11 protein-coding genes and 1 tRNA gene are annotated in these 20,246 nt (G+C 67.8%); 7 read left to right on the forward strand and 5 right to left on the reverse strand.

All coding sequences use genetic code 11. The features are described from left to right. Positions 1–166 precede the first annotated feature (166 nt). Positions 167–1,756, forward strand: coding sequence for a serine/threonine-protein kinase (locus tag OG444_RS16845; protein ID WP_327262957.1), 1,590 nt, complete (start codon positions 167–169; stop codon positions 1,754–1,756). Positions 1,757–2,257: 501 nt separating this feature from the next. Here OG444_RS16845 and OG444_RS16850 read toward each other — a convergent pair. The 3 genes from OG444_RS16850 to OG444_RS16860 form a co-directional block, all read right to left on the reverse strand. Next, entirely contained in the window at positions 2,258–2,452 is a 195-nt protein-coding gene (locus OG444_RS16850) for a hypothetical protein (protein ID WP_327262958.1), read from the reverse strand. A 168-nt stretch (positions 2,453–2,620) separates the two neighbouring features. Beyond that, the gene (locus tag OG444_RS16855; RefSeq protein WP_327262959.1) at positions 2,621–2,929 is read right to left on the reverse strand and encodes a hypothetical protein; all 309 of its coding nucleotides are present in this window, start codon (positions 2,927–2,929) and stop codon (positions 2,621–2,623) included. A gap of 369 nt (positions 2,930–3,298) precedes the next feature. Further along, positions 3,299–9,511, reverse strand: coding sequence for an RHS repeat-associated core domain-containing protein (locus tag OG444_RS16860; protein WP_327262960.1), 6,213 nt, complete (start codon positions 9,509–9,511; stop codon positions 3,299–3,301). A 494-nt stretch (positions 9,512–10,005) separates the two neighbouring features. On the opposite strand from OG444_RS16860, the gene OG444_RS16865 reads away from it, so the two are divergent. Beyond that, positions 10,006–14,226 carry a ricin-type beta-trefoil lectin domain protein gene (locus OG444_RS16865; protein ID WP_327262961.1) on the forward strand — a complete coding sequence of 1,407 codons (4,221 nt, stop codon included), beginning with the start codon at positions 10,006–10,008 and terminating at the stop codon, positions 14,224–14,226. A gap of 74 nt (positions 14,227–14,300) precedes the next feature. On the opposite strand, the gene OG444_RS16870 is transcribed toward OG444_RS16865, so the two are convergent. Together OG444_RS16870 and OG444_RS16875 are read right to left on the reverse strand one after the other, a co-directional pair. Beyond that, a complete protein-coding gene (locus tag OG444_RS16870; RefSeq protein WP_327262962.1) occupies positions 14,301–14,465 on the reverse strand; it encodes a hypothetical protein in 165 nt (54 codons plus the stop codon). 316 nt (positions 14,466–14,781) lie between these two features. Further along, positions 14,782–15,129, reverse strand: a complete 348-nt coding sequence (locus tag OG444_RS16875; RefSeq protein ID WP_327262963.1) for a helix-turn-helix domain-containing protein — start codon at positions 15,127–15,129, stop codon at positions 14,782–14,784. A 404-nt stretch (positions 15,130–15,533) separates the two neighbouring features. Here OG444_RS16875 and OG444_RS16880 point away from each other — a divergent pair, with 404 nt between their 5' ends. The 5 genes from OG444_RS16880 to OG444_RS16900 all read left to right on the forward strand — a co-directional run bounded on the left by OG444_RS16880 (position 15,534) and on the right by OG444_RS16900 (position 20,129). After that, positions 15,534–16,115 carry a hypothetical protein gene (locus OG444_RS16880; protein WP_327262964.1) on the forward strand — a complete coding sequence of 194 codons (582 nt, stop codon included), beginning with the start codon at positions 15,534–15,536 and terminating at the stop codon, positions 16,113–16,115. Between the two features lie 263 nt (positions 16,116–16,378). Further along, positions 16,379–17,026 (forward strand): hypothetical protein, encoded by a 648-nt coding sequence (locus OG444_RS16885; RefSeq protein WP_327262965.1) that lies wholly within the window; start codon positions 16,379–16,381, stop codon positions 17,024–17,026. Positions 17,027–17,252: 226 nt separating this feature from the next. Beyond that, entirely contained in the window at positions 17,253–18,191 is a 939-nt protein-coding gene (locus OG444_RS16890) for a hypothetical protein (protein WP_327262966.1), read from the forward strand. After that, positions 18,184–19,659, forward strand: coding sequence for a hypothetical protein (locus OG444_RS16895; protein WP_327262967.1), 1,476 nt, complete (start codon positions 18,184–18,186; stop codon positions 19,657–19,659). Before OG444_RS16890 ends, OG444_RS16895 begins: the two co-directional genes overlap by 8 nt. A 397-nt stretch (positions 19,660–20,056) precedes the next feature. Beyond that, positions 20,057–20,129 (forward strand) — tRNA-Arg (locus tag OG444_RS16900). The last annotated feature ends 117 nt before the right edge of the window (positions 20,130–20,246 follow it).

Raw genomic sequence — 20,246 nt, forward strand, 5'->3', positions numbered from 1 at the left:
CCGTACTGCAGTCGCACATTGAACTGCCTTGCGCTCGTGCCAGTCCCAGCGGTCGACGACCCCGCGGCCCCTTTCGCACCGCGACCGCTGGACTGGACGGCAGATCGACGCAGCGACCACACTTGACCCCTGACCGTGACCGTTCATCACGCACACCGGGGGCAAGGTGCCGCAGGAGGCGATCTCCGACCGTTACGAACTTCTGGAGGAGCTCAGCCACGGCGGCATGGGCGACGTGTGGCGCGGCTACGACGCCGTGCTCGACCGGCCCGTCGCCGTGAAACTCATCCGGCAGGCGTCGGTCACCTCCCCGCAACTGGCCGAGGAGTTCGCCAAGCGCTTCCGCCGCGAGGCCCGCATCACCGCGCGCATCCAGCACCCCGGCGTACCGCAGGTGTACGACGCGGTGCTCGACGCGTCGTACGAGCGGCTGTTCCTGGTGATGGAGCTCGTCGACGGCATACCGCTGTCCGCCTACCTGGACCCCGGCCGGCCGCTGCCGGTCAGCTGGGCGGCCGCCGTCGCCGCGCAGGTCGCGACCGTACTGTCGTACGCGCACGACGTCCCGGTGATCCACCGCGACCTCAAGCCGGGCAACATCCTCGTCGCACGCGACGGCACCGTGAAGGTCCTCGACTTCGGCATCGCCGCGATCCTGCGCACCGACGTCACCAAACTGACCGCCACCGGCAGCCCCATCGGCACCCACCAGTACATGTCGCCCGAGCAGGTGCGCGGCGGACGCATCACCCCGCAGACCGATCTGTACGCGCTGGGCTGCGTGCTGCACGAACTCCTCAGTGGACGACTCGCGTTCGAGGCGGACAGCGAGTACATGCTGATGTACCAGCACGTCAACGCCGCCCCCACCCCGCTGCGGCAGCTGCGGCCCGACGTCCCCGAGGCGCTGGAGGAGCTGGTCCTGCACCTGCTGCGCAAGGCTCCCGAGGCACGGCCCGCCGACACGCAGGAGGTGTACGCGCGACTGCTGCCGTTCCTCCCGCCTCCGGGCCAGGAACCCGGCACGACGGACACCGGGCCGGCCGGCGCGCCCGACCCGACGGGCGTCTTCCGTCGTCCTTTCGCGCCCCGCGCCCGCGCCCAGCCGCCCGTACCTGATGATGTGCCGCCCACGGCCGTCCTCCCGGGGGCCCGGCCGGTGCCTGTTCCCGCCCAACTGCGCGAGGACATCAAGGCGGCGTACGCCCATGCCGACGCCCTGCTGGAGGAGGAGCGGTTCGCTCAGGCCGCCGAGGTGCTCGGCGAGATCATCGAGCCCGCGGCCCTCGCACTCGGCTCCGAGAGCAAGGCCGTTCTGGCGCTGCGCCGCCGGCGAGCGGCCATCCGCCTCCTCGGCGGCGACTACCGGGCCGCCCTGCCCGAGTTCGAGGCCCTCGCCGACGCCTACGCCCGCATCGCCGGACCCACCGGCGAGCAGTCCCGCGCCTGCCGCGCCCAGGCGGCCCGGTGCCGCGCCGAACTGGGCCAGGTCACCGACGCGCTCGCCGCCCTTCGGGGCGTGCTGAACGTGGTGCGGGCCGTCGACAGTGACGTGAGCGAGGAAGCGGTGGAGCTGCGGCACAACATCGGAATGCTGCTGCTCGCCCAGGGCCGAGCCGCCGAAGCCCGGCAGGTCCTCGAACCGCTCCATCAGGACATGTGCATGGTGTTCGGCCCCGACGACGAGATGACCGTCGAGATTGCCGCGGCGCTGGCCCTGATCCGCCTGGACCTCGACGGCGACGCTGCCGGGTAACCCGCTCGTGCACCTCGCAGGCTCGGCCGGAGTCACTGAAGCAGGCCAAGGACCTGCACGTCCGCACCATCCGCATCGCCCAGGGGATCCGCGGCGTCGCCCTCGCTCCGGACAGTGGCGACATCTTCGAACTGCTACGCGTGATGCCGCACGACAAGGCCATCGCCTGGGTGATCAAACAGCGCGCCAGCCTCGCTGCAACGCTTGTGAGGTACGGAACACGCACACCTGCATCGAGGCCCTTCGGCTCCCCTGTGCCGGTCGCCAGGTCCAACTCCGCAACGACCGCCTTCGAGCCGCGGGCCGCCGACTTCCCCATTCCTCAGGCGTTCCCGCGGCGTCCGGCCCGTCACCCCGAGGCCCGGCGACCTCGCTCACCCCGCGCTGTCCGGTGCGCTCGAACCTTCGCCGGGCATCCCTTCCACCTCATCGTCGCAGTCCTCAGGAGCCCCTGCAGGAACAGACCGCGAAAGGGCGAAGCCGAGGACGAGCATTGGCCATTCAGGGCACCAGGGACAGGGCACGCCGAGGCTCTGATGCGGCCCACTGGCCGCCGCCGTCGACCATCGTCATGGTCAGGCCGAAGAGCATCTTATTCATCTCGTCCGGTGTGAGGCCCAGCTCGGCGGCAACCGCCGCCGGTTTCATCCCCGTGGAGCGCAGGCCCTGGAAGACCTTGGTGAGCACCTGGGACATACTTCCAGGGCGTCCTGGACCGCCCGCTGCGCTATGTGTACGCCGTCACGTCCATCGAGACCGGTCCGCGTGCCGACGAGGCCAAGCAGCTCTGGATTTGACAAACCCCTCGCCGGGTCAAGGCTAGCGTGGCGGAAGCCGGAATTGCCTTGATCTCAGCCTGAGAAATCAGAAGCCCGCCATCGACTTGTCTAGCACCCCCCCTAATGCACCATACAAACTACACTTGACAGTGTGTTCTCTTCGCCGGAGATTGAAGCCCAGCAGGAAGAAAAACAGGAATAGGAATCCTTCAATTATCGGAACTACTGGACCGTAGAGGAAGAAGGTAAATACGGCAACCCCGAGCCAGAGCACGATGGGAAGCAGAGAACCTCTCAGGATTGAGACGAGTCCGACCGGAACTGGCAAGTCCGGAAGTGTCCGGTCGTTCCAAACTTCAATGTGATCGCGCGTCACGCAATTTTCGTAGGCCATGCATACATCAGACCATCTTCACCTTGATGGGCGCAACAATTCCTGGGAAATATGCCGAGGCTCGCCAGCCTGCGAGAGTCGCCGAGGCTTGGCCTGCAGTCGTTAACGCTCCGGACTTGTGTACAGACAAGGCTCGAAATTGGATCTTGTCGAGCCAAACCGTGGCCTCCGCACTATCAGCTCGTGTCGCTGATTCAGCGTCAGCCTGCCAGGTAGCCGCGAAGAGGCTCCGCGGTGGATGCCGAGCTCGGCAATCGCTGCCCCGGAACCAATGCGAGGCTGCCGGACACACTGACCGGCAGCCTCAGCTTTGACCACATCTATACCGGGCTGCGAGTGATGTCACCCAAGTGGGTCCGGCAACTTCAGCTACCGGACGAAGCGATCCCTAAAGGACTGGCGGGTGTCGCCAATTAGGTTGCGCCCTCCACGGGCAGTGTGGGCAATAGGATTTCCTCCGGCGAAGAACCCTTCTGTTCGAAGGTGACCTCCCTTCTCGGCCCATGCCGCCCTGGATATGCCCCCCTTCGAGATAGCCCCCACTACACCTCGACCCCACGTTGCGCCAAAGGCCGCCCCCTTTCCTACGGCAAGGGCCGACGGAAGGAGGAACTGTGCTCCCCCTTGCCGCCTTTCTTCTTCTGTGGCAACAGCCAGATGGGCGGCGACACCAGTTGTAATGAGGGCCGCTCCAGCAACCAGAACGAGTCCCATCATGCATACTCCCGAAGCTATACAGAAGGCCGCTCCAGTTGCAGCCACAATTCCAAGTGCGATGTCAATACCTTTGTGTCTCCACCAGTCCGCGCTACCCAGCGTGCGATTCCACGCTCCCCGAAAGTCGCCCCTGGCGATGTTCTGCCAATGTGCGAAGCCTGCAAATATCCCCTTCTTCTCGATCTTCTTTTCGGGCTTCTTAGCCGTGTAGTAGCCGCGGGTTTTCTTGCAGGCGGAGTCGTAGCGGCAAGCCCTGTTGTTGCTGTTCTTCCGTTCGACGTAGGCGCGGTCGAGTGTGCCGCCGGCGATGGCGACTTCCTTCTCGTAGCTGTAGCCGTAGTCGTAGGGGTTGGATCCGTTGGTGCACTTGTACATGCCGCTGCTGCACTCGGGAAGGGCTTCGCCGGTGGGGTCCCACTCGGTGAGGGGGCTGTTGTTGCCGTACTGGTAGCCGTTGTGCTGGCGGGGGTCGTCGACGACCATCAGCGGGTCGACCGAGATGAACCGGCCGATGAGGGGGTCGTATTCGCGGGCTCCGAGGTGGGTGAGGCCGGTGGTCTTGTCCTGGGTGCCGCCGACGAAGCCGCGCTCACCGGGCCAGGCGGCCGGGGCGGTGCCCCGGTCCTCGCCGAAGGGCTTCGTCGTCCGGCGCTGGACCTGGAGGGTCGTGGCGTCGATGGCGGTGGTGCCGGTGCTGTGGTGGTCGGCCGCGACGTAGGACAGCTTGCCGTCGGAGGTGCGGACGACGGCCGTGCCGCCCGGGGTCGTGTAGTAGCGGGTGCCGGTGACCGTGTTGGTGGTGGTGTTGAGGGTGAGTTCGGTGGAGCCGAGGTAGAGGGTGGTTTTGCCGGGGTCCTTGCGCAGCAGGCGGGTGCCGGCCGCGTCGTAGGCGTAGGTGGAGGTGCCCGCGCCGGTGGTGGCCGAGGCGAGTTTGCCCTCGGGTGTCCAGGTCAGGGTCTGGGTGGTTCCGGCTGCGTCGGGGCGGGTGAGGGTGTTGCCGGACGCGTCGTAGGTGGTGTTCGCGGTGACGGAGGGACTGGTGCCGGTGGTCCTGGTGGTGGAGGTCGGCGCGTGGGGGCGCAGGGAGCCGGGGGTCGGGTAGGCGTGGGTGGTCGTGATGGTCTTGGCGGCGTTGCCGGCCGGGTCGTGGTCGGTGGAGGAGGTCCGGTTGCCTGTCACGTCGTAGGTGAAGGACTGGTGGTACGGGGCGATGCCGCCGGTCTTGCCCTGTTGCGGTGCGGTGTTGGTGCAGCCGCCGATGCCGGGGACCGACGGGCCGGGCTGGGTGCTGGTGCCGCCCGTGTCGGTCCACGCCGTGGTGAGGCGGCGCAGATAGTCGTAGGTGAAGCACTGGGTGTCGCGAAGGGACCCTTGGGTGCTGGTGACCGAGGTGACGTCGCCGGCCGGGGTGTAGGTGTAGCCGGTGATGTCGACGGCTGTGCCAAAGTCCTGCTTCTTGAGCTCGGTGCCGAGAAGCCGGCCGGTGGCCGGGTCGTGGATCTGGGTGAGGCTGACCTGCCGAGGGTCGTCACCGAACGTGGTGCGCTGTACGGTGCCGAACTCGTCGTAGTCGGTGAAGTTGACGTAGGCGTCGTTGTCCGAGCCGTAGGACACGGGCAGGCCGTTGGCGTTGCGGCCGGTGTAGAGGCGTTCGGAGGGCAGGCCGCCCATGGCGGGCAGCGTGGTGCGGCGCTCCAGTCCGGTGATGGGGTCGTAGGCGATGGCGGCGGTGTAGGTGCCGGTGAGGGCGCCTTCCCCGGCGGGGACGGTCAGTTTGGTGCCGGTGGGCCGGTAGCCGGTGTCGTAGCCGGTGGTCTCCTGCCGCCAGGGCTTGCCGTCGATCCAGCTGGTGGAGGCGGTGGGCTGGCCGGGGAGCAGGGTGTCGTAGTCGTACGTGGCGATCTTGGGGCCGTCGGCCGTGTTCAGGTTGCGGGAGGTGGGGCGGCCCAGGATGTCGTAGCTGGTGAAGACGGCGGTTCCGCGGGCGTCGAGGGTGGTGACGGGGCGGTCGGCGGCGTCGTAGGTGACGGTCGCGGTGCCCTTGTCCGGGTCGGCCGAGCGGGTCTGGCGTCCGTGGAGGTCGTACTCGTAGGTCCAGGTGTTGCCGGCCGGGTCGGTGATCCCAGTCAGTTTGTCTTCCGTGTTGTAGGTGTAGCGGGTGGGGTCGTAGTCGCCCTCGGGCTTGGTGCTCTTGTATTTACGCCGTTCGACCGTGCGGCCACGGGCGTCCGTGACCACGGCGGACGCCGTCTCCCCCTTCGGAGCGGTGGTGTCCGTGCGGTCCACACCGGGGTATGCGGTGGTGGTGCGCCACTGCTCGATCGCTTTGGACGAGAAGATCTTGGCCGTCGTACGGCCTTGGCCGTCGTACAGGGTGGTGTTCTGGGCGGGGACCATGTTCTCGTCGGCGACGAAGCGGGACTTCACCGGCATGGACGTGGCGTTGAGGTAGGTCTCGTTGGTCTTGAAGGCGCGGCCGTGGCTGTCGTAGAAGGTGTCCGCGATCAGCCGGCTGGTTGCCGCGCCGTTGAGCGGGTCGGACTGGATCTGAACCTGCTTCCCGAACGCGTCGAGGATGCTGATCGAGGTGGTGTACGACTGGTCGGACCGGAGGGTCTGGGTGCTGACCGAGCTGGTCGTGGTGTTGGTGAGGTCGTACGAGAACACCGTGCTGGCGCTCGCACCGCGGGCGCGGCCGGGTAGCCAGACGGCGGTGGTGCGGCCGAGCTCGTCGTAGCTCACCTCGGTGGTGCGGTCGTTCTGGTCCACGGTCTTGACCGGTACCGCGCGCAGTGCGTGAAGGGTGCTCGTGGTGGTCCAGTCCTTGGCATTGGTGACCTTGACCGTGGTGGCGCGGGCCGGGGCGGCCGGTTCGTACACGGTCTTGGTCGTGGCGCCCGCTGCGTCGGTGGCGCTGGTGACGCGCCCGTAGGCGTCGTGGGCGGTGGTGCCGTTCGAGGTGTACTTCGGCTGGCCGGCCTCGAATCGGTCCAGTTCCTCGGTGCGGGTGACCTGGCCGGGGCCGTTCAGGGTGCCGTGGGGCTGGCCATCGTAGTAGGTGAGGTCGCGGGCAAGGGTGTTAGCCTCGGTCGCGGGGGCCTCGCAGTCGCTGCTCCGGATCTCGGTGGTGCCCGAGACACGGTCGATCATCCAGGCGGCGGTGTTGCGGGCGTAGGCGGTGATGGTGCAGGTGTCGGGAAGTCCGTCGGCCTGGTCCCGGGTCCACGACTCCATGCCGTAGGTGTCGTCGTACTTGACGGTCTCCGACGTGGTCTGCCAGGTCTTGTCGGCGCGCAGCTGCTTCTTCTTCGAGGAGCCGTCACGCTGCATCTGTGCGGTGAGTACGGGAAGCTTCGTGCCGCGGCTGTGGGTGGCGGTGACGGCCGACAGCCAGGGTTCGGTCTGGGAGACGGCGAGGAGCTCGCCGCCGTCGGAGGCGAAGGTCTGCGTCTCGCGGAGCGTTCCGGCCAGCGCGTTGGCGTCCTTGACCGTGTTGCCCGCGAGACCGGTGAAGGTGGCCGTGCGCTTGCTTCCGTCGGCCTTGATGTCGCCGTCCATGCCGCGCAGGTAGAACCGTGCGGTCTTGGAGACCATGTCGGGGGCGGTGCCGGAGCGCGTGATGACCTGTTCGTAGCCGCGGAACTGGTTCCAGGTGCGCTGCTTGCCCTCGGTCAGTTCCTCGTCGTCGCGGTGCCAGGCTGCTGCGCCGACGTACTCGTAGCGTGTCTCGCGGGTGCGGGATCCGCCGAAGGGGTCGAGTTCGCTGACGCGGGCGACGGCGTACTTGTGGAACCAGTCCAGGGTCGGGTCCAGCGGACTCTTGTAGTCCGGATTCCAGTAGACCGGGAAGCAGCGCTTGGTGTTGCCGTCCTTGGAGGAAGGCAGTCCGGCGCCCGGTGCGCAGTCCGGGTCGGCGTATCCGATGTCCGTGACCCCGCCGGTCTCGGACGTGATCTTGACAATGCGCTGGCGGTTCATGGCGGGCTTGTTGTCGCCGCTGGAGTCGACGCGGTTGTTCATCAGGCTGCCGTGGAAGACAACCGGCTTGCTTTCGAGCATGGCCGTGCCGTCGTGGCCGGTGCGGAGGATGGAGGCGAGCCATAGGGCCGGGGCGGTCTGGTCCTTCGGGTCGGGGAACTGGTGTGTCAGGGCGTAGGAGTCGACGTTGTCGTAGCCGCCGGCGGTGTTCAGGACCTGTGTGGTGATCTCGGTGAGGCGCTTGGTGGTCCAGAAGGTGGCGGCATAGTTCTCGCACGTACCGGTAGTCGCGCAGTTCTGGTCGAACGGGACATCCGGCCACTTGGTGGCGTTGGCCTTGGTCAGCTTGGCGGACGCGCAGTCGAAGACGTCCTTCACCGGCAGGCAGCGCTCGTCGACCTTGAAGAGGATCTGGGCGGTCGGCTTGACCGTGTCCGCATCAGCGAGCTTCGAACCGTAGGTGATCTTCCAGAGGTTGCCGCCCCTGATGTAGGGAGTGAGGGTGCCGTTGGGGGTGGTGGCCGAGACGCCGAGCTTGTAGCGGTTGGTCTCGGTGGTGTACCAGTGGGTGGTCACCCCTCCGCGCGGGTCGACGACGAAGTCGAGGTTCCAGCGCCAGGCCTGCTGGCACCATGACGCGGCGAAGGTTGGCTTGTTGCACTCCTCGCCCGCGTTGTTGCCGTAGACCGGGGTGGTCCAGGCCGAATTGGTGGCCGGGGCGGTGGAGCTGCCCGGCTTGCGCCCGGCCCCGAAGTAGTACTGGGTGCCGTCGGCGGTGGTGATCTTCCAGTGTTCGCCGTTGTTGTCGCCGTTGGAGGCGCCGGTCAGCCGCTCGACCTTCGAGGCGTCGTCACCCTCCAGGCGCCAGGTACCGGACTTGTCGTCGCGCACCAGTGCCGAAGACTTGCCGTTCAGGGACATGGTCGCGTTCTCGCCAGCCAGGCACTGCTCGCTCGAATCGGCCTGGCCGTCCTTGGCGCAGGGCTTGAACTGGCGCTCGACGTAGCCGGGTGAGTAGTCCCAGCCCTCGCCGATCCACGATGCCTGGTTGTTGGTCGCGGCGGTGCGGCCGTCGACCGCCTGGGAACTGTAGGAGAGGGCGACGGTGGGTTTGGTGCCGCCCAAGCCTTCGGGTACGGCGATCGGGTAGGTCCAGGCGAAGCCACCCGTGTTGCCACCGCTGGTCCAGGAGCCGGAAGGGGCGAGGCTGGTGGCCCGGTAGTCTCCCCCGCTGCCGGCGGGACTCGCGGAGGCTGCGAGAACGGTGGCGCCGCCCGAAGGCGTGCCCGCGGGCGCACCCTGCGCCGCCGAGGCGCCGTTGAGTGTGACCTCGGTGCTGAGCAGACCGGCCCGGTTGTCGTCCCTGGCGGTGGGCAGCGGTGTCTGCGTACGGCACTCCGCGCTCTCGGGTGTGGTCAGTGCGCACGCAGGGAGAGTGACCATGCGGGCGCGGGAGAGCCAGTCGCCGCCGAAGGCACCGGCGATGTGGGAGACGTCCACGGAGACTTTGACCGGACCGCTGCCTTTCGCCGTGCTCTCGGCTGGGCGGACGGCGAGCAGCAAGCCTTGTACGCCGGCCTTCTCTGCGGACGCCCGGTCCGTGAGCTGCACGGCGGCCTTACCGGTACGCAGCGCGTCCTTGCCGACGGCCGGAGCGACCCATACGGGTGCGGCGCCCGCACGGCTCGGATCCGGGGCCGGAGCCGCGGGACCACCGGACGGTGCTGGGGCGAGGAGCGAGCCCCGCGGAACACTCGACGGATCAGCCGCCAGATTCACCTCGGCCTCCGTTGCCGGCGGCCAGTACACGTCCTTCGGGCTCCAGGCAGCAGCCCCCGCACCCTTCGGAATCTTCGCGTCCGCCTTCGGAGCGTTTTTCCCGGTCACCGAATCAGTTTTCTTCAAGGCGCCCGGTGACCAGCGGCGGGAATCCTTGGGTTTCCACTGCGCGGCCTGAGCCGCCCCTTCGCCGACGAGCAGCGAAAGCGTGAGTAAGAGCGGAATCGCGATGCTCTTTTGTATCGCCGAGCGTTTTCTCGTCCTGCGAAGCCCAACTGGTGCCGACACGGCACGCCCCCCACGGTCGCCGAGTTGATCAATTGGCCCAGGATCCTAGCCTGTTGCTGGCAGTACAACACGACCCAATCGGGACAAGCCATCTACACCGAACCGGCCAGGCCTAAAAGAACGACCGAAATTCCATGATCCATTCACGTGATGACTTGAATTTGCCGATCGATTGATCCCGATTATTCAAATAGCTCCGCCGGAATGCGCGAATCCGAATCCTTGAACCTCGACGGTCCGACTTCCGGGGCTGTTAGCGTTCACGCCCAGTTGCCAGAAACGATCACACTGGGGAGTTTACTGTGGGGGGCATATTGAGAAAGCAGCGACCAGCCGGCCAGGCGGTCGCTGTCGCGGGGCTGGTCGCGCTGGCCCTGTCCGTCACTTCCGTCGGCGCGGCACCGGTTGCCGCGGCGGCACCAGCGGTGGACAGGCCGAACGCCGCGAGTGCTCAGACGCCGCCACCGCGGCCGAGCACCGAGCGGGAGCGTGCGGAGGACGCAGCGCTCGCGGAAGCCAAGCGCACCGGGAAGCCGGTACCCGTACCGGCGGCCACCACCGAGACGGACACGGTTGTTGCCAATCCGAACGGCACCCTCGGCCTGAGCCGCAGTGTCGTCCCGCTGCGCACCAAGCGCGACGGCACCTGGGCCGACCTGGACGCCACGTTGGTCAAGGGGGCCGACGGGACGCTCCGCCCCAAGGGGACAGTCAGCGGACTGGCCCTCTCCGGGGGAGGCACCGATCCGCTCGCCGTCCTGGAACAGGACGGCAAGAAGCTGCTCCTGAGCTGGCCGGATCCCCTTCCCGTCCCCGTTCTCGAGGGTGCCAGCGCGGTCTACCGCGAGGTGATCCCCGGCACCGATCTCAAGGTCACGGTTGACCAGGGTGGCGGCATCTCCCAGATCCTCGTCGTCAAGTCCCCCGAGGCCGCCAAACACCCGAAGCTCGCCAAGCTGACCACAGGTCTCAAGGGCCAAGGCGTCACCGTCTCCAGCGACGGGAACGGCAACTTGAAGGCCGCCGACGCCTCGGGCCGTACGGTCTTCCGGGCACCCACCCCCACCATGTGGGATTCCACCGCGCCTCTTCAGGCGCCACTCGCCAAGCCGCCCGGCACCGCCGCGTTCTCCCAAACGGTCAAGGGAGCCGGGACCGCGCAGGCCGGTTCTGGCGAAACGCCTGCCACGTCTGTCTCCGGCAGTGACGGCCCGGGGGACTTCGCGAAGATCACCCGCCTCCAGGCCGACCTCGGCAAGGACTCGCTCGCCCTGACCCCGGACCAGGCCTTTCTGGCCGATCCCGGCACCGCCTACCCGGTCTACATCGACCCTGCCTGGCAGCCCACCAACCGCGGTACCCAGCACTGGGCCTGGGTGCAGGAGGCCTACTCCACCACGGTCAGCTACGACGACTACGGCGACACCTACGATCCGGGCGTCGGCTACCAGCGCTGGCGGACCCGGACGGGCCTGGAGCGCTACTACGTGCAACTCGACACCAGTGACCTGCGCGACAAGAGCATCAAGAAGGCCTCCTTCTTCGCCACCCAGTCCTACGCGGCTGACGCCACCTGCTCCAGGACGTACGACGTGGACCTGCATTCCACCGAACCGCTGCTCTCCGACATCACCTGGAACACCCAGCCCCGCGACTGGGAAGTCCTGCGCACGACCGCGATCAACAGCGCAGGCGGCCCCGGCTGCCCGGGCTCGACCACCCGCGGCGAGTGGGACGTACGCGACCACCTCGCCGCGAACGAGTGGCGCGGCAGCATCACCTACGCCCTCTTCGCCTCGAACGAGTCCAAGAGCAGCAGTAACAGCTCCTTCAAGCGGTTCACCCGTGACAGGAACCACCTGCCGTTCCTCTACATCGAGTACAACCGGCCCCCGTACAACCCCTGGGGGCTCGGCATGCTCCCGGCGCCGCAGAACCCGAATGGCAACGGCTGCGGCTGGGTCGGCGCCACCGGATACGGCGGCTTCAACATCAGCGCCTGGATCGGCGACCCGGACGGCCAGCCCAACGACGCCAACTTCCACGTCTACGACGCAGCCGGCGATGTCCTTGCCTACGATGCCGGCTGGCGGGACCTGGCCACTGGCACTCACCTGGCCGCCGCCTACCCCGACAACCTCCAGGACGGCCACACCTACTACTGGCGTGTGCGCGGCGGTGACGGCGACATGGCATCCACTTGGGTGACCGGGTGTACCTTCTCCATGGACACCCAACCGCCATCCGTCCCGATCGTGAACTCAGCCGAGTACCCACCGTCGGGCACCCTGCCCGGCTCCACACAGCACATCGGACAGCGCGGCACGTTCACTGTTAAGTCCACCGACGCCACCAGCGGTGTCCTGTACTACGAGTGGGCCTTCAACTCGGCGATCCCGGCCGGCGGCGCCAACCGCCTCGACCCCGCATCGGACGGCAGCGCTTCCGTCCCGCTGACCCCCACGACCTGGGGTACCAACATCCTGCGCGTCCAGGCGGTGGACCGGGCCGGCAACCGCTCCCAGCAGCAGACCTACGCCTTCTACGTCCCCGACAACCCGAATGCCAAGACCACTCTCGGCGACATCACGGGCGACGAGCGCGTCGACTTCATCGCGCCCGGGGACAACGGCGATCTCATCGTCTACCCGACCGCCGTCGACCCGGCCGCCGGTGGCATCGTCGCCTCGAATGTGGCCAACAGCCCCGGCGGCAAGGGCTGGGGACCCGGCACTCTGACCAGTCACCGGGGCGGCAACGGCATCCGGATCGACGACCTGTGGGTCCACCGCGACGGACATCTCAAGCTCTACCGAAACTCCCTCACGCAAGGCGGACTCGCCGCCAATGGCGGCCTCTACTACCACGCGGCCAAGGCCGTGCCCGTCCAGCGGCCATACGCGGAGGACTGCAAGGTGGCCGCCACCGGTCAGCCGTGCGGCAACGAGTACGCCGAGAACTGGACCCGCGTCAAGCAGATCCTTGCCGTTGGTGACGCTCTGCCGGAAACAGGTGCCACGCCACGCAACGACCTTCTCACCGTGGAGAACGACGGCACGAACAGCTCTCTGGTCCTGTTCCAGGGCACCGGTGCGATCGGTGAGCTCCGCGATCCGCTCGTGCTCGTCCTGAGCCCCACGGGCTGGGGCAATCTCACCCTCGTCGCACCCGGTGACGCCACCGGAGACGGCCTCCCGGACCTGTGGGCACGGGACAACACCACCGGCGACCTCTACCAGTACGCCAACGTCGCCGGGAATCCCGCGGCTCTCGGAGACCACACCAAACGCACCAAGATCGGATCAGGCCTGAAGCCGGCCACCCACCCGGTCGTCGGCTCCTCGGGAGACACCAGCGCCGACGGCATCCCCGACCTCTGGGCCCTCGACAGCCTCCACCGGCTCCGCACCTGGGACGCCACCGCCACCGCCGGGAAAGTCACCGGCTTCCGCACCGCTCACACCATGGGCGACGCCCGGATCTCCACATCCCAATGGAAGCTGAACGAAGAGGCCGGCACCACCGCCACCGACCTGCGCGGCCGCAACAACGCCACGCTCAGCGCCACCGGCGCCACCCGGGCCAACGACACCGTCGCCGGCACCGCCACCAAGGTCGTCGCCCTTGATGGCAAGACGGGCAGCAGCGTCACCGCCGCCGGTCCCGGCGTCGACACCACTCGCAGCTTCACGGTGTCGGCCTGGGCCAAGTCGAACAAGCCGTCGGTCGTCCTCAGCCAGGACGGCCAGCGCTCCAGCGGCTTCATCCTCTGGCACGACGGCGACGGCACCTGGCGCTTCGCGATGTCGGTCAAGGACGACGACAACTGGGCCTATGACCAGACCATCACCATGAACGACGCTGCCAAGGCACAGACCGGCGTGTGGACCCAGCTGACCGCGACCTACGACGCCACCACCGGCCTGATCGCCCTCTACGTCAACGGCACCCTGGCCGGTACCGGCCACCACGCCAGGACCAATGTCTGGAACGCCATCGGCCCCCTGGTCCTGGGCCGCTACAAGAACCAGGGCCTGCCCGCCTCAAACTTCGAGGGCAGGATCAGCAACGTCGCGGTCTACCCTCACTCCACCGTCCCCACCACCGCAGGCACCGGCACCAAGCTCGTCTCGGCGTTGAGCTCAGCCAAGTGCGCGGACAACAACGCCGGCAACAACACCGACGGCAACCGCATCCAGATCTGGGACTGCAGCGGCACCAGCGAGGACACCGCTCAGAAGTTCGAGGTCACCGCGGACGGTGAACTCCGCATCGGCGGAAAGTGCGTGGACATCGCTGGAGGCGGCACGGCCAACGGCACCCCGGTCCTGCTGTGGACGTGCGCCATCGGCGCCTACAACCAGCAGTGGCTCCCCACGGCAACCGGCAGCCTCTACAACCCGGTCTCCAACCGCTGCCTCGACCTGCCATTCGGTCGCCTCGACAACGGAACACAACTCCAGCTCTGGGACTGCAACAACCGAAACAACCAACGCTGGTACACACCCGGCCTCGCCACACCCCTCGCCGGCTGACCACCGAGCCTGACCCACCGGCCCGTCTTACCGCAACCGCGGAGGAGGCGGGTCGGTGGTTTCGGATACGGACGTCAGCGCAGCGTGATCCACCCGTCCGGAATCCAGCCTTCGAGGTAGCCCTCCACGAACAGCCCGAGTTCGGAGATGCCGAGGTACGCCACTTCGCCGACGGCCTGCCGCCAGGGAACCCACAGCGTTGGCGGCCGGAGACCGCTTTCGACGTGCGCAGTGAACAATCGCGCACTGCGTCTCACATCGTCTCCGCACGACGGCAGGTCCAGCCGGGCCGCCGTTCCACCGAATCGGAAACCCGAACCAGCAGCGAGCCGACAAGCAGCGGCTTTGTACGACTCGCCGGGTGCACAGGCGGCCACGGGAAGGCTCGCAAGCCCGGATGAGCGCCGGACAAGACTTAGCCGGTGCCCCTCGTCAAAGCACACGAGGTACACCTCACGCAGCACCCTTGGTGCATACATAGCCACAAGAAAAAGAATGGCCCGCCGCGTTCGTGGCGCACGCCGGGCGGACCGAACGGGTGGGTAGCCGACGGGCTCAGGACTCGGACGGCGTCGGCGGCAACGCCGCCGGCCCCGGCCAGAGCTGAAAACCGAAGGCCGCTTCCAGGCGTGCGAGCGTACCCAGATCCGGCATGACCCGGCCGTTGAGGACCCTGCTGATCGTCGAGTGAGTCAGACCTGTCACTTCTGCGAGGCTGCGGAGCGTATGCCCAGTAGAAGCCATGGCTCGCGCGAGATTCCTGGAGAGGGACTGGCCGTAGTAGGCGCTGACCGGCGCGTCGGGAGCGAGAGCGGCATGGGGCCAAGCACCGTCCACGACATAGTCGCGCGGCTGCTTGTCGTTGCTGCTCCGGGGCATGCCGAGATCATCCCACGTACCCATGGGGCCGACCCTTCCCCTGCCTGGGAGCCCACTGCGGAGATCCAGCGCCTGTTGCAAGTACGGAACAGCATAGGGGTCCGCAGGTCCCCATGCGCGGCACTCACCCAGGGACCGGAGTGCCACATAGCGGTAGGCGGCACCTCCTGACCGACACCTCGGCCGGCCTTCCCGCCCGCACTCAGGGACTGAGTGCGTCAGGCACACCGCTCCCCCAAGCGCTTCTCAGGTGTACCGACAGGGGGGGCATCGAGAAGACCACAGAAACCCCGACCCCCAACTCGGTATTTCTCCTCAGGAGTTGCGTCCAGAGTCCAGAGAATCCGCACGCTCACATCTATGCATTCCCCTGCGGAGCGCGCGAAGGCTCGCTAGCTTGTGGATGGATCACCAGAGGGGAGCGGAGCGTGACCACAACAGGCACAGGGTCCATGCACCCTCTCGTCGAGCATCTGCGCGGGATCCAGGCCGGGGAACGCGACAAACGGGCAGCCGTGAACGCGGCGTTGACGAAGGCGCGACACGAGCTGGCCGACGTCCAGCGTCGTGTCACCGAAGCCGAACGCTCCCTGATGGCGGCCGACGCACGGCTGTCGGCCGTGACCGACACGGTTCGCCAGGCCGAAGAGTTCCTCGGGGTGGTCCCGTCCTCGCATTCGCAGGCGGAACCCGAGGGCCAGCCGGGTCCCCCGGCCCCGGAAAGTTCCGAATCCCGCGCCCCCGGTTCCGATGCGCCGCGGCAAGCAGCGGCCCAGCCGGGCGCTCGCGGCGCTGCAGAGCCGAAGACGCTTGAGAAGCTGGTCCTCGAAGCACTTGCAGGCGGCCTGGAGACGCCGGTTTCCGCGATCGTCGCCCATGCCGGGCTTGCCCGTCCGGGCACCACCGCCCGGCAGATCACCAACTGCGCCAGCCGCCTGCAGCGCAACGGGAAGATTTTGATCGTCAGCCGCGGGTTCTACCGGCTGACCGCTGAGGAGCCGCGTACGTAGCAATCGCCATCTGCCGCGCAGACAAAAAGGCGCCGCCCGGGTGGGAAGACCCTGGCGACGCCGTGACACGTCAGCTGAGGGCCCACGCGCCGCCTCCAGGCTAGGCCATGGAGCGGCGACACACCCGGCCCTCGGGATTTTTGTGCGTTCCGCACTTGATCACCAATGAGGGCCCACACCATGCACCTGGATGCATCCATGCACCACCACGACCCGCAGGCCAGCAGCAGCCAGACGCTTCCGCTGCCTCACGGGGGCGCCCGATGAGCGCCGCGAACACAGTCCGCAACATCCTGCCCAGCGGGGGCTTCACGAGCCTTCGCCAGCTGCAACTGCTCGATTTGATCGCCGAAATGGGCGGCAGCGAGCGCCGGAGCATCCCGGTCTCAGAGATCAGCGCCGCGGCGAAGATCAGCGCCACGACGGTCTCGTCCGCCCAGGGCTTCCTTCGTCAAGCCGGCCTGCTGGAGACGCATCACGGAGCCCTTGCCGTAACCCCTTCCGGCCTCCAGCTGACCCGGCTGCGCTCGGAAGACTCCGCCCGAGCCCGCCTCTTTCTGCGCGACCTTTGGCGATCCGCTTGGTTCGCCAAAGCGGCCACACGCTTCCTGCGGCAAGCGCCGCTGGAAAGGACCTCGCTCGCCGAGAAGCTCGGGCAGGGCTTGTCCTCGACGCGTGAGCGCGGGCTCTACCTCGTGGACTGGCTCGACTACGCCCTGATCGTCCAGGTCGGCGAGGGCGGGCTGGTACACCTCCAAGGCTCTTCCCCCACTGCCGAAGCCCCGGCATCAAATCTGCCGCTGACCTCCGTCGAGGAAGTCCTGGCGCTGCCCGACGACACCTTCGTGGCGGTCATGCGGGCGTACACGACCCTCCTCACCTCGCTCCGAGGGTCCGCAACCCGCGCCTAGCCGGGCCGGCTCGCCCCGCCGCACCGAATGACGCCCTGGGCCATCGAGCCCGGGGTGGTCTTCGGCGCGCTCTCATCCATTCGCCCACGCCGGGTTGCAGCGGAGATCACTCATGTCGAACGTTGTGGTGCAAGTACGGAACACAATGAATCATTCGAATCTTCCCCGTCCGGGAGTCAGGGGAGGGTTCGAACTGCTCTCCCCCACCCTCCGGAGGACCGTCATCATGGGAAGCGACCTGTCCCTCACTCACGCCATCGACCTCGTCAACGACGCATGGCGGGATATGACCGCCCGCGACGAGATGTCCGAGCAGACCTTCGACAAGTTCGGTCTCCTCATCAGGAGGTTCGGCCGGTACGCCGCCGTGCGGGGCGCCCTCCTGCTCTCCGACGTCAGCAGTGGCATCGCCGAGGACTTCGTCAACGCCAGGGGTCGAAGCCGCCACGGCCATGTCTCCGACTCCGCGGTGGCCACCCGCCTGATGCGGCGAAGCGTCGTACGGACCGCCTTCCGCACCCTGCGCGAGCTCGGGCTGAGCGACCAGGACCCGACCCGCGACATCGTCCTGCCGGCCCGCACCCACGAAGGGGTCCGGCCACTGACCGAGGACGAGGCCGTACTGCTGCGCCACCACGCCGCGTACGCGACCCGGCCGACCCGGCACGCCGCCGCGGCCGCGCTCGCGCTCGCCGGCGGGCACAGCGGCGAGATCGGGCACAGCGTCGTCGCCGACCTCGACCTGCCCCGCAACCGTGTCTGGATGCACGGTGCGCGCAAGTACAACCCCCGCTGGTGCCAGCTGGATGCCTGGAGCCGCCACGTACTGGCCGAACGAGCACGCCACGTCCTCGCTCAGCACCCGAACGAGAGCACCGCACGCCTCGCCGTGTCCTGCGCCCCCGCACCCGACCCGGCCCTGCAAGCACGCACGTGCGTGGCCCTCCGCGATCTGCTGCGCAGGATCGGCCTCGACGGGGAACCTGACGTCGCACCGGCTTCCGTCACCACCCGAGCCGCTGTCGAGACTTTCGAATCGACCGGCCTCATCGAGGAGTCCGCCCGAAGGCTCGGACTGCGCTCTCTGGACCGCGCCGCCGCCCTCGTCGGCTACGACTGGCAGAACGACCCCACCTACACCGACGGGGGCCCGGCCCGTGCCTGACGACATCTTCGGATCCCCCAAGCCCCAGCTCGAACGCCCAAACCGCAAACGCCAGCTCGCCGACCACGAACAGCGCAGCACCGCCGAGCGCGTCCGCGACTGTCTCGACTACCCGCTCCTCTACGAGATGGCTGAACTCCTGCCACCACCGAACGCCGTCGGCTGCCCCCGCGAATACCCGGGCATCGTCTATCTGATCATGGCCGCCCTCACCCCGGTGACGAGGTCCAAACGCTCCACCACAGGGCTCCTCGCGTCACCCCAGGACTGGCGCAGCGTACGGGCTCACATCCGCCGACACTTGGGCCGCAGGACGGCGGCAGCACTGCCCCTCACAGCCCCTTCCCGCGGCCAGTACCAGGACGCCTTGAACAGCCTCCTCGTACCGGCAGCCGACGCACTTGAGGAAGCGTTCCGCGGGTACGCCGCCCGGCAAGCCCTGAGCCAGGGGCTCCTCCCCTCGGACGCCCCCAAGGTGTGGAGCCGTCCCGAACGGCGGCAGCTCCTGGTCGGCGACGCCACGGTCCCCAAGGCGCCCTCGAAAGCCCGCGCCGTGGAGATCTACGACGAGGACACCGGCTTGATCCGAAGCCACCGCGTCGACCCGGCCGCCCGCATCTACTACGAGAACGGAGAGAAGGCGAAGCGGAAGGTGCGCGGCACCAAGTGGTTCTTCGCCTCAGCACGTGACACCGGCTACTGGACCCGCGTGATCCTCAGCTTCGCCCACGTCGCCGGTGGCGAGTACGAGGACGAAGCCGCAATCGCGGTAAGGCAGTTCCGCATGCTGAAGGAGGTGCTGCCCCACTGCATGGGCGTCGTCTACGACGGTGCCTTCCGCGGCGTCCACCGCGACGCCCTCGCGCGGAACGGGCTGCTGGCCATCAACAAGCAGCACGGATCCGTCGCCCCCGTCTTCTACGAACGGATCAACCCCTGCAGGAGCGGCCACGAGCTCTGGTGCGACCAAGGCCGCATCGCCGAGAGCATCCGCATCGACGACGGCACCCGCGTCCTGGAACCCGTCCCGATCATCAGACTTGAGCACCGGGCCGGAGCCACCAAGAGCCGCTGGTACCACCTCCTCAAGATTCCTTGCCGGCACGGAGATCACGACTACCGCGTCCCCGTAGGCATCACCACCACCCCCGACGACCGGTCCCTCCGCTCCACCGACACCGGCCAGCGCCTCAAGAGCGACACCGAACGCGGCTTCCACAGAGCCGAACACCTTCAGCAGATCCCTCAGGCCAGCCTCACCCACCAACTCCTCTACCCCTACCGCGCCGACTCCGAGTCCGTACACAGCCAGTTCGACCTCAGTCTCTGGAATCGCCGCATGATCGCCTACGGCGTCGACCGCCAGAAGATCTTCGTCCTGGGCTTCGCCCTCTCGCAGAACGCCACCAGCCACCGGATCCACCTCGAGGCCCGCAGCAACGCCCAGCAGAGGCTCCTCGTCTCCTGACGCACACCCCGACCTGGCGACGGCCGCACCCACCCCAGGGTGCGGCCGTCGCCCATTCACGCCTCCACAGGGGGCAAGCAGACAGAACGGACACCGCGGCTGTCTACCGCGCCCTCACCACGCACCCAGCCTCCGCGCCCAAGCCGCCCGGCCCCTCAGAACCCCCAGGTCACGACCATGCCCTCGCCCCGGACCCGCGCCTGCGGCAATCCGTGCGACCACTCCCAGCACGATCCGCTAGGCTGTCAGCGGTCAGACGGCTACCAGGCGTGTGCCGGGGAAAGTGTCCGCGAGGGCAGCTCCATCCGGGCGGACGCACGTCATCTGACCAGCACGCTTGCCGAAGCGGCTCGGGTGATCCCTCTGGGGTTTCCGGCAAGGTTTTCGACAAGCCCCCGCCTTCGTAGCTCAGGGGATAGAGCACGGCTCTCCTAAAGCCGGTGTCGCAGGTTCGAATCCTGCCGAGGGCACGGACGAGGCCCCTCAGTCGAAATCGGCTGGGGGGCCTCTTCGCGTTGTGGTTTCATGGCACGCGTGTCGCGTGACGCCGCCTACTGAGATGTGGGCCGGGCGGTGGTTGGGCAGGC

The organism is Streptomyces sp. NBC_01232, from assembly GCF_035989885.1.
GTDB lineage: Bacteria > Actinomycetota > Actinomycetes > Streptomycetales > Streptomycetaceae > Streptomyces.

Coding starts and splice junctions, on each gene's coding strand:
- OG444_RS16875 (WP_327262963.1), bottom strand. CDS start 15,129: ATGGGTACGTGGGATGATCTCGGCATGCCCCGGAGCAGCAACGACAAG.
- OG444_RS16850 (WP_327262958.1), bottom strand. CDS start 2,452: ATGTCCCAGGTGCTCACCAAGGTCTTCCAGGGCCTGCGCTCCACGGGG.
- OG444_RS16885 (WP_327262965.1), top strand. CDS start 16,379: ATGAGCGCCGCGAACACAGTCCGCAACATCCTGCCCAGCGGGGGCTTC.
- OG444_RS16890 (WP_327262966.1), top strand. CDS start 17,253: ATGGGAAGCGACCTGTCCCTCACTCACGCCATCGACCTCGTCAACGAC.
- OG444_RS16855 (WP_327262959.1), bottom strand. CDS start 2,929: ATGGCCTACGAAAATTGCGTGACGCGCGATCACATTGAAGTTTGGAAC.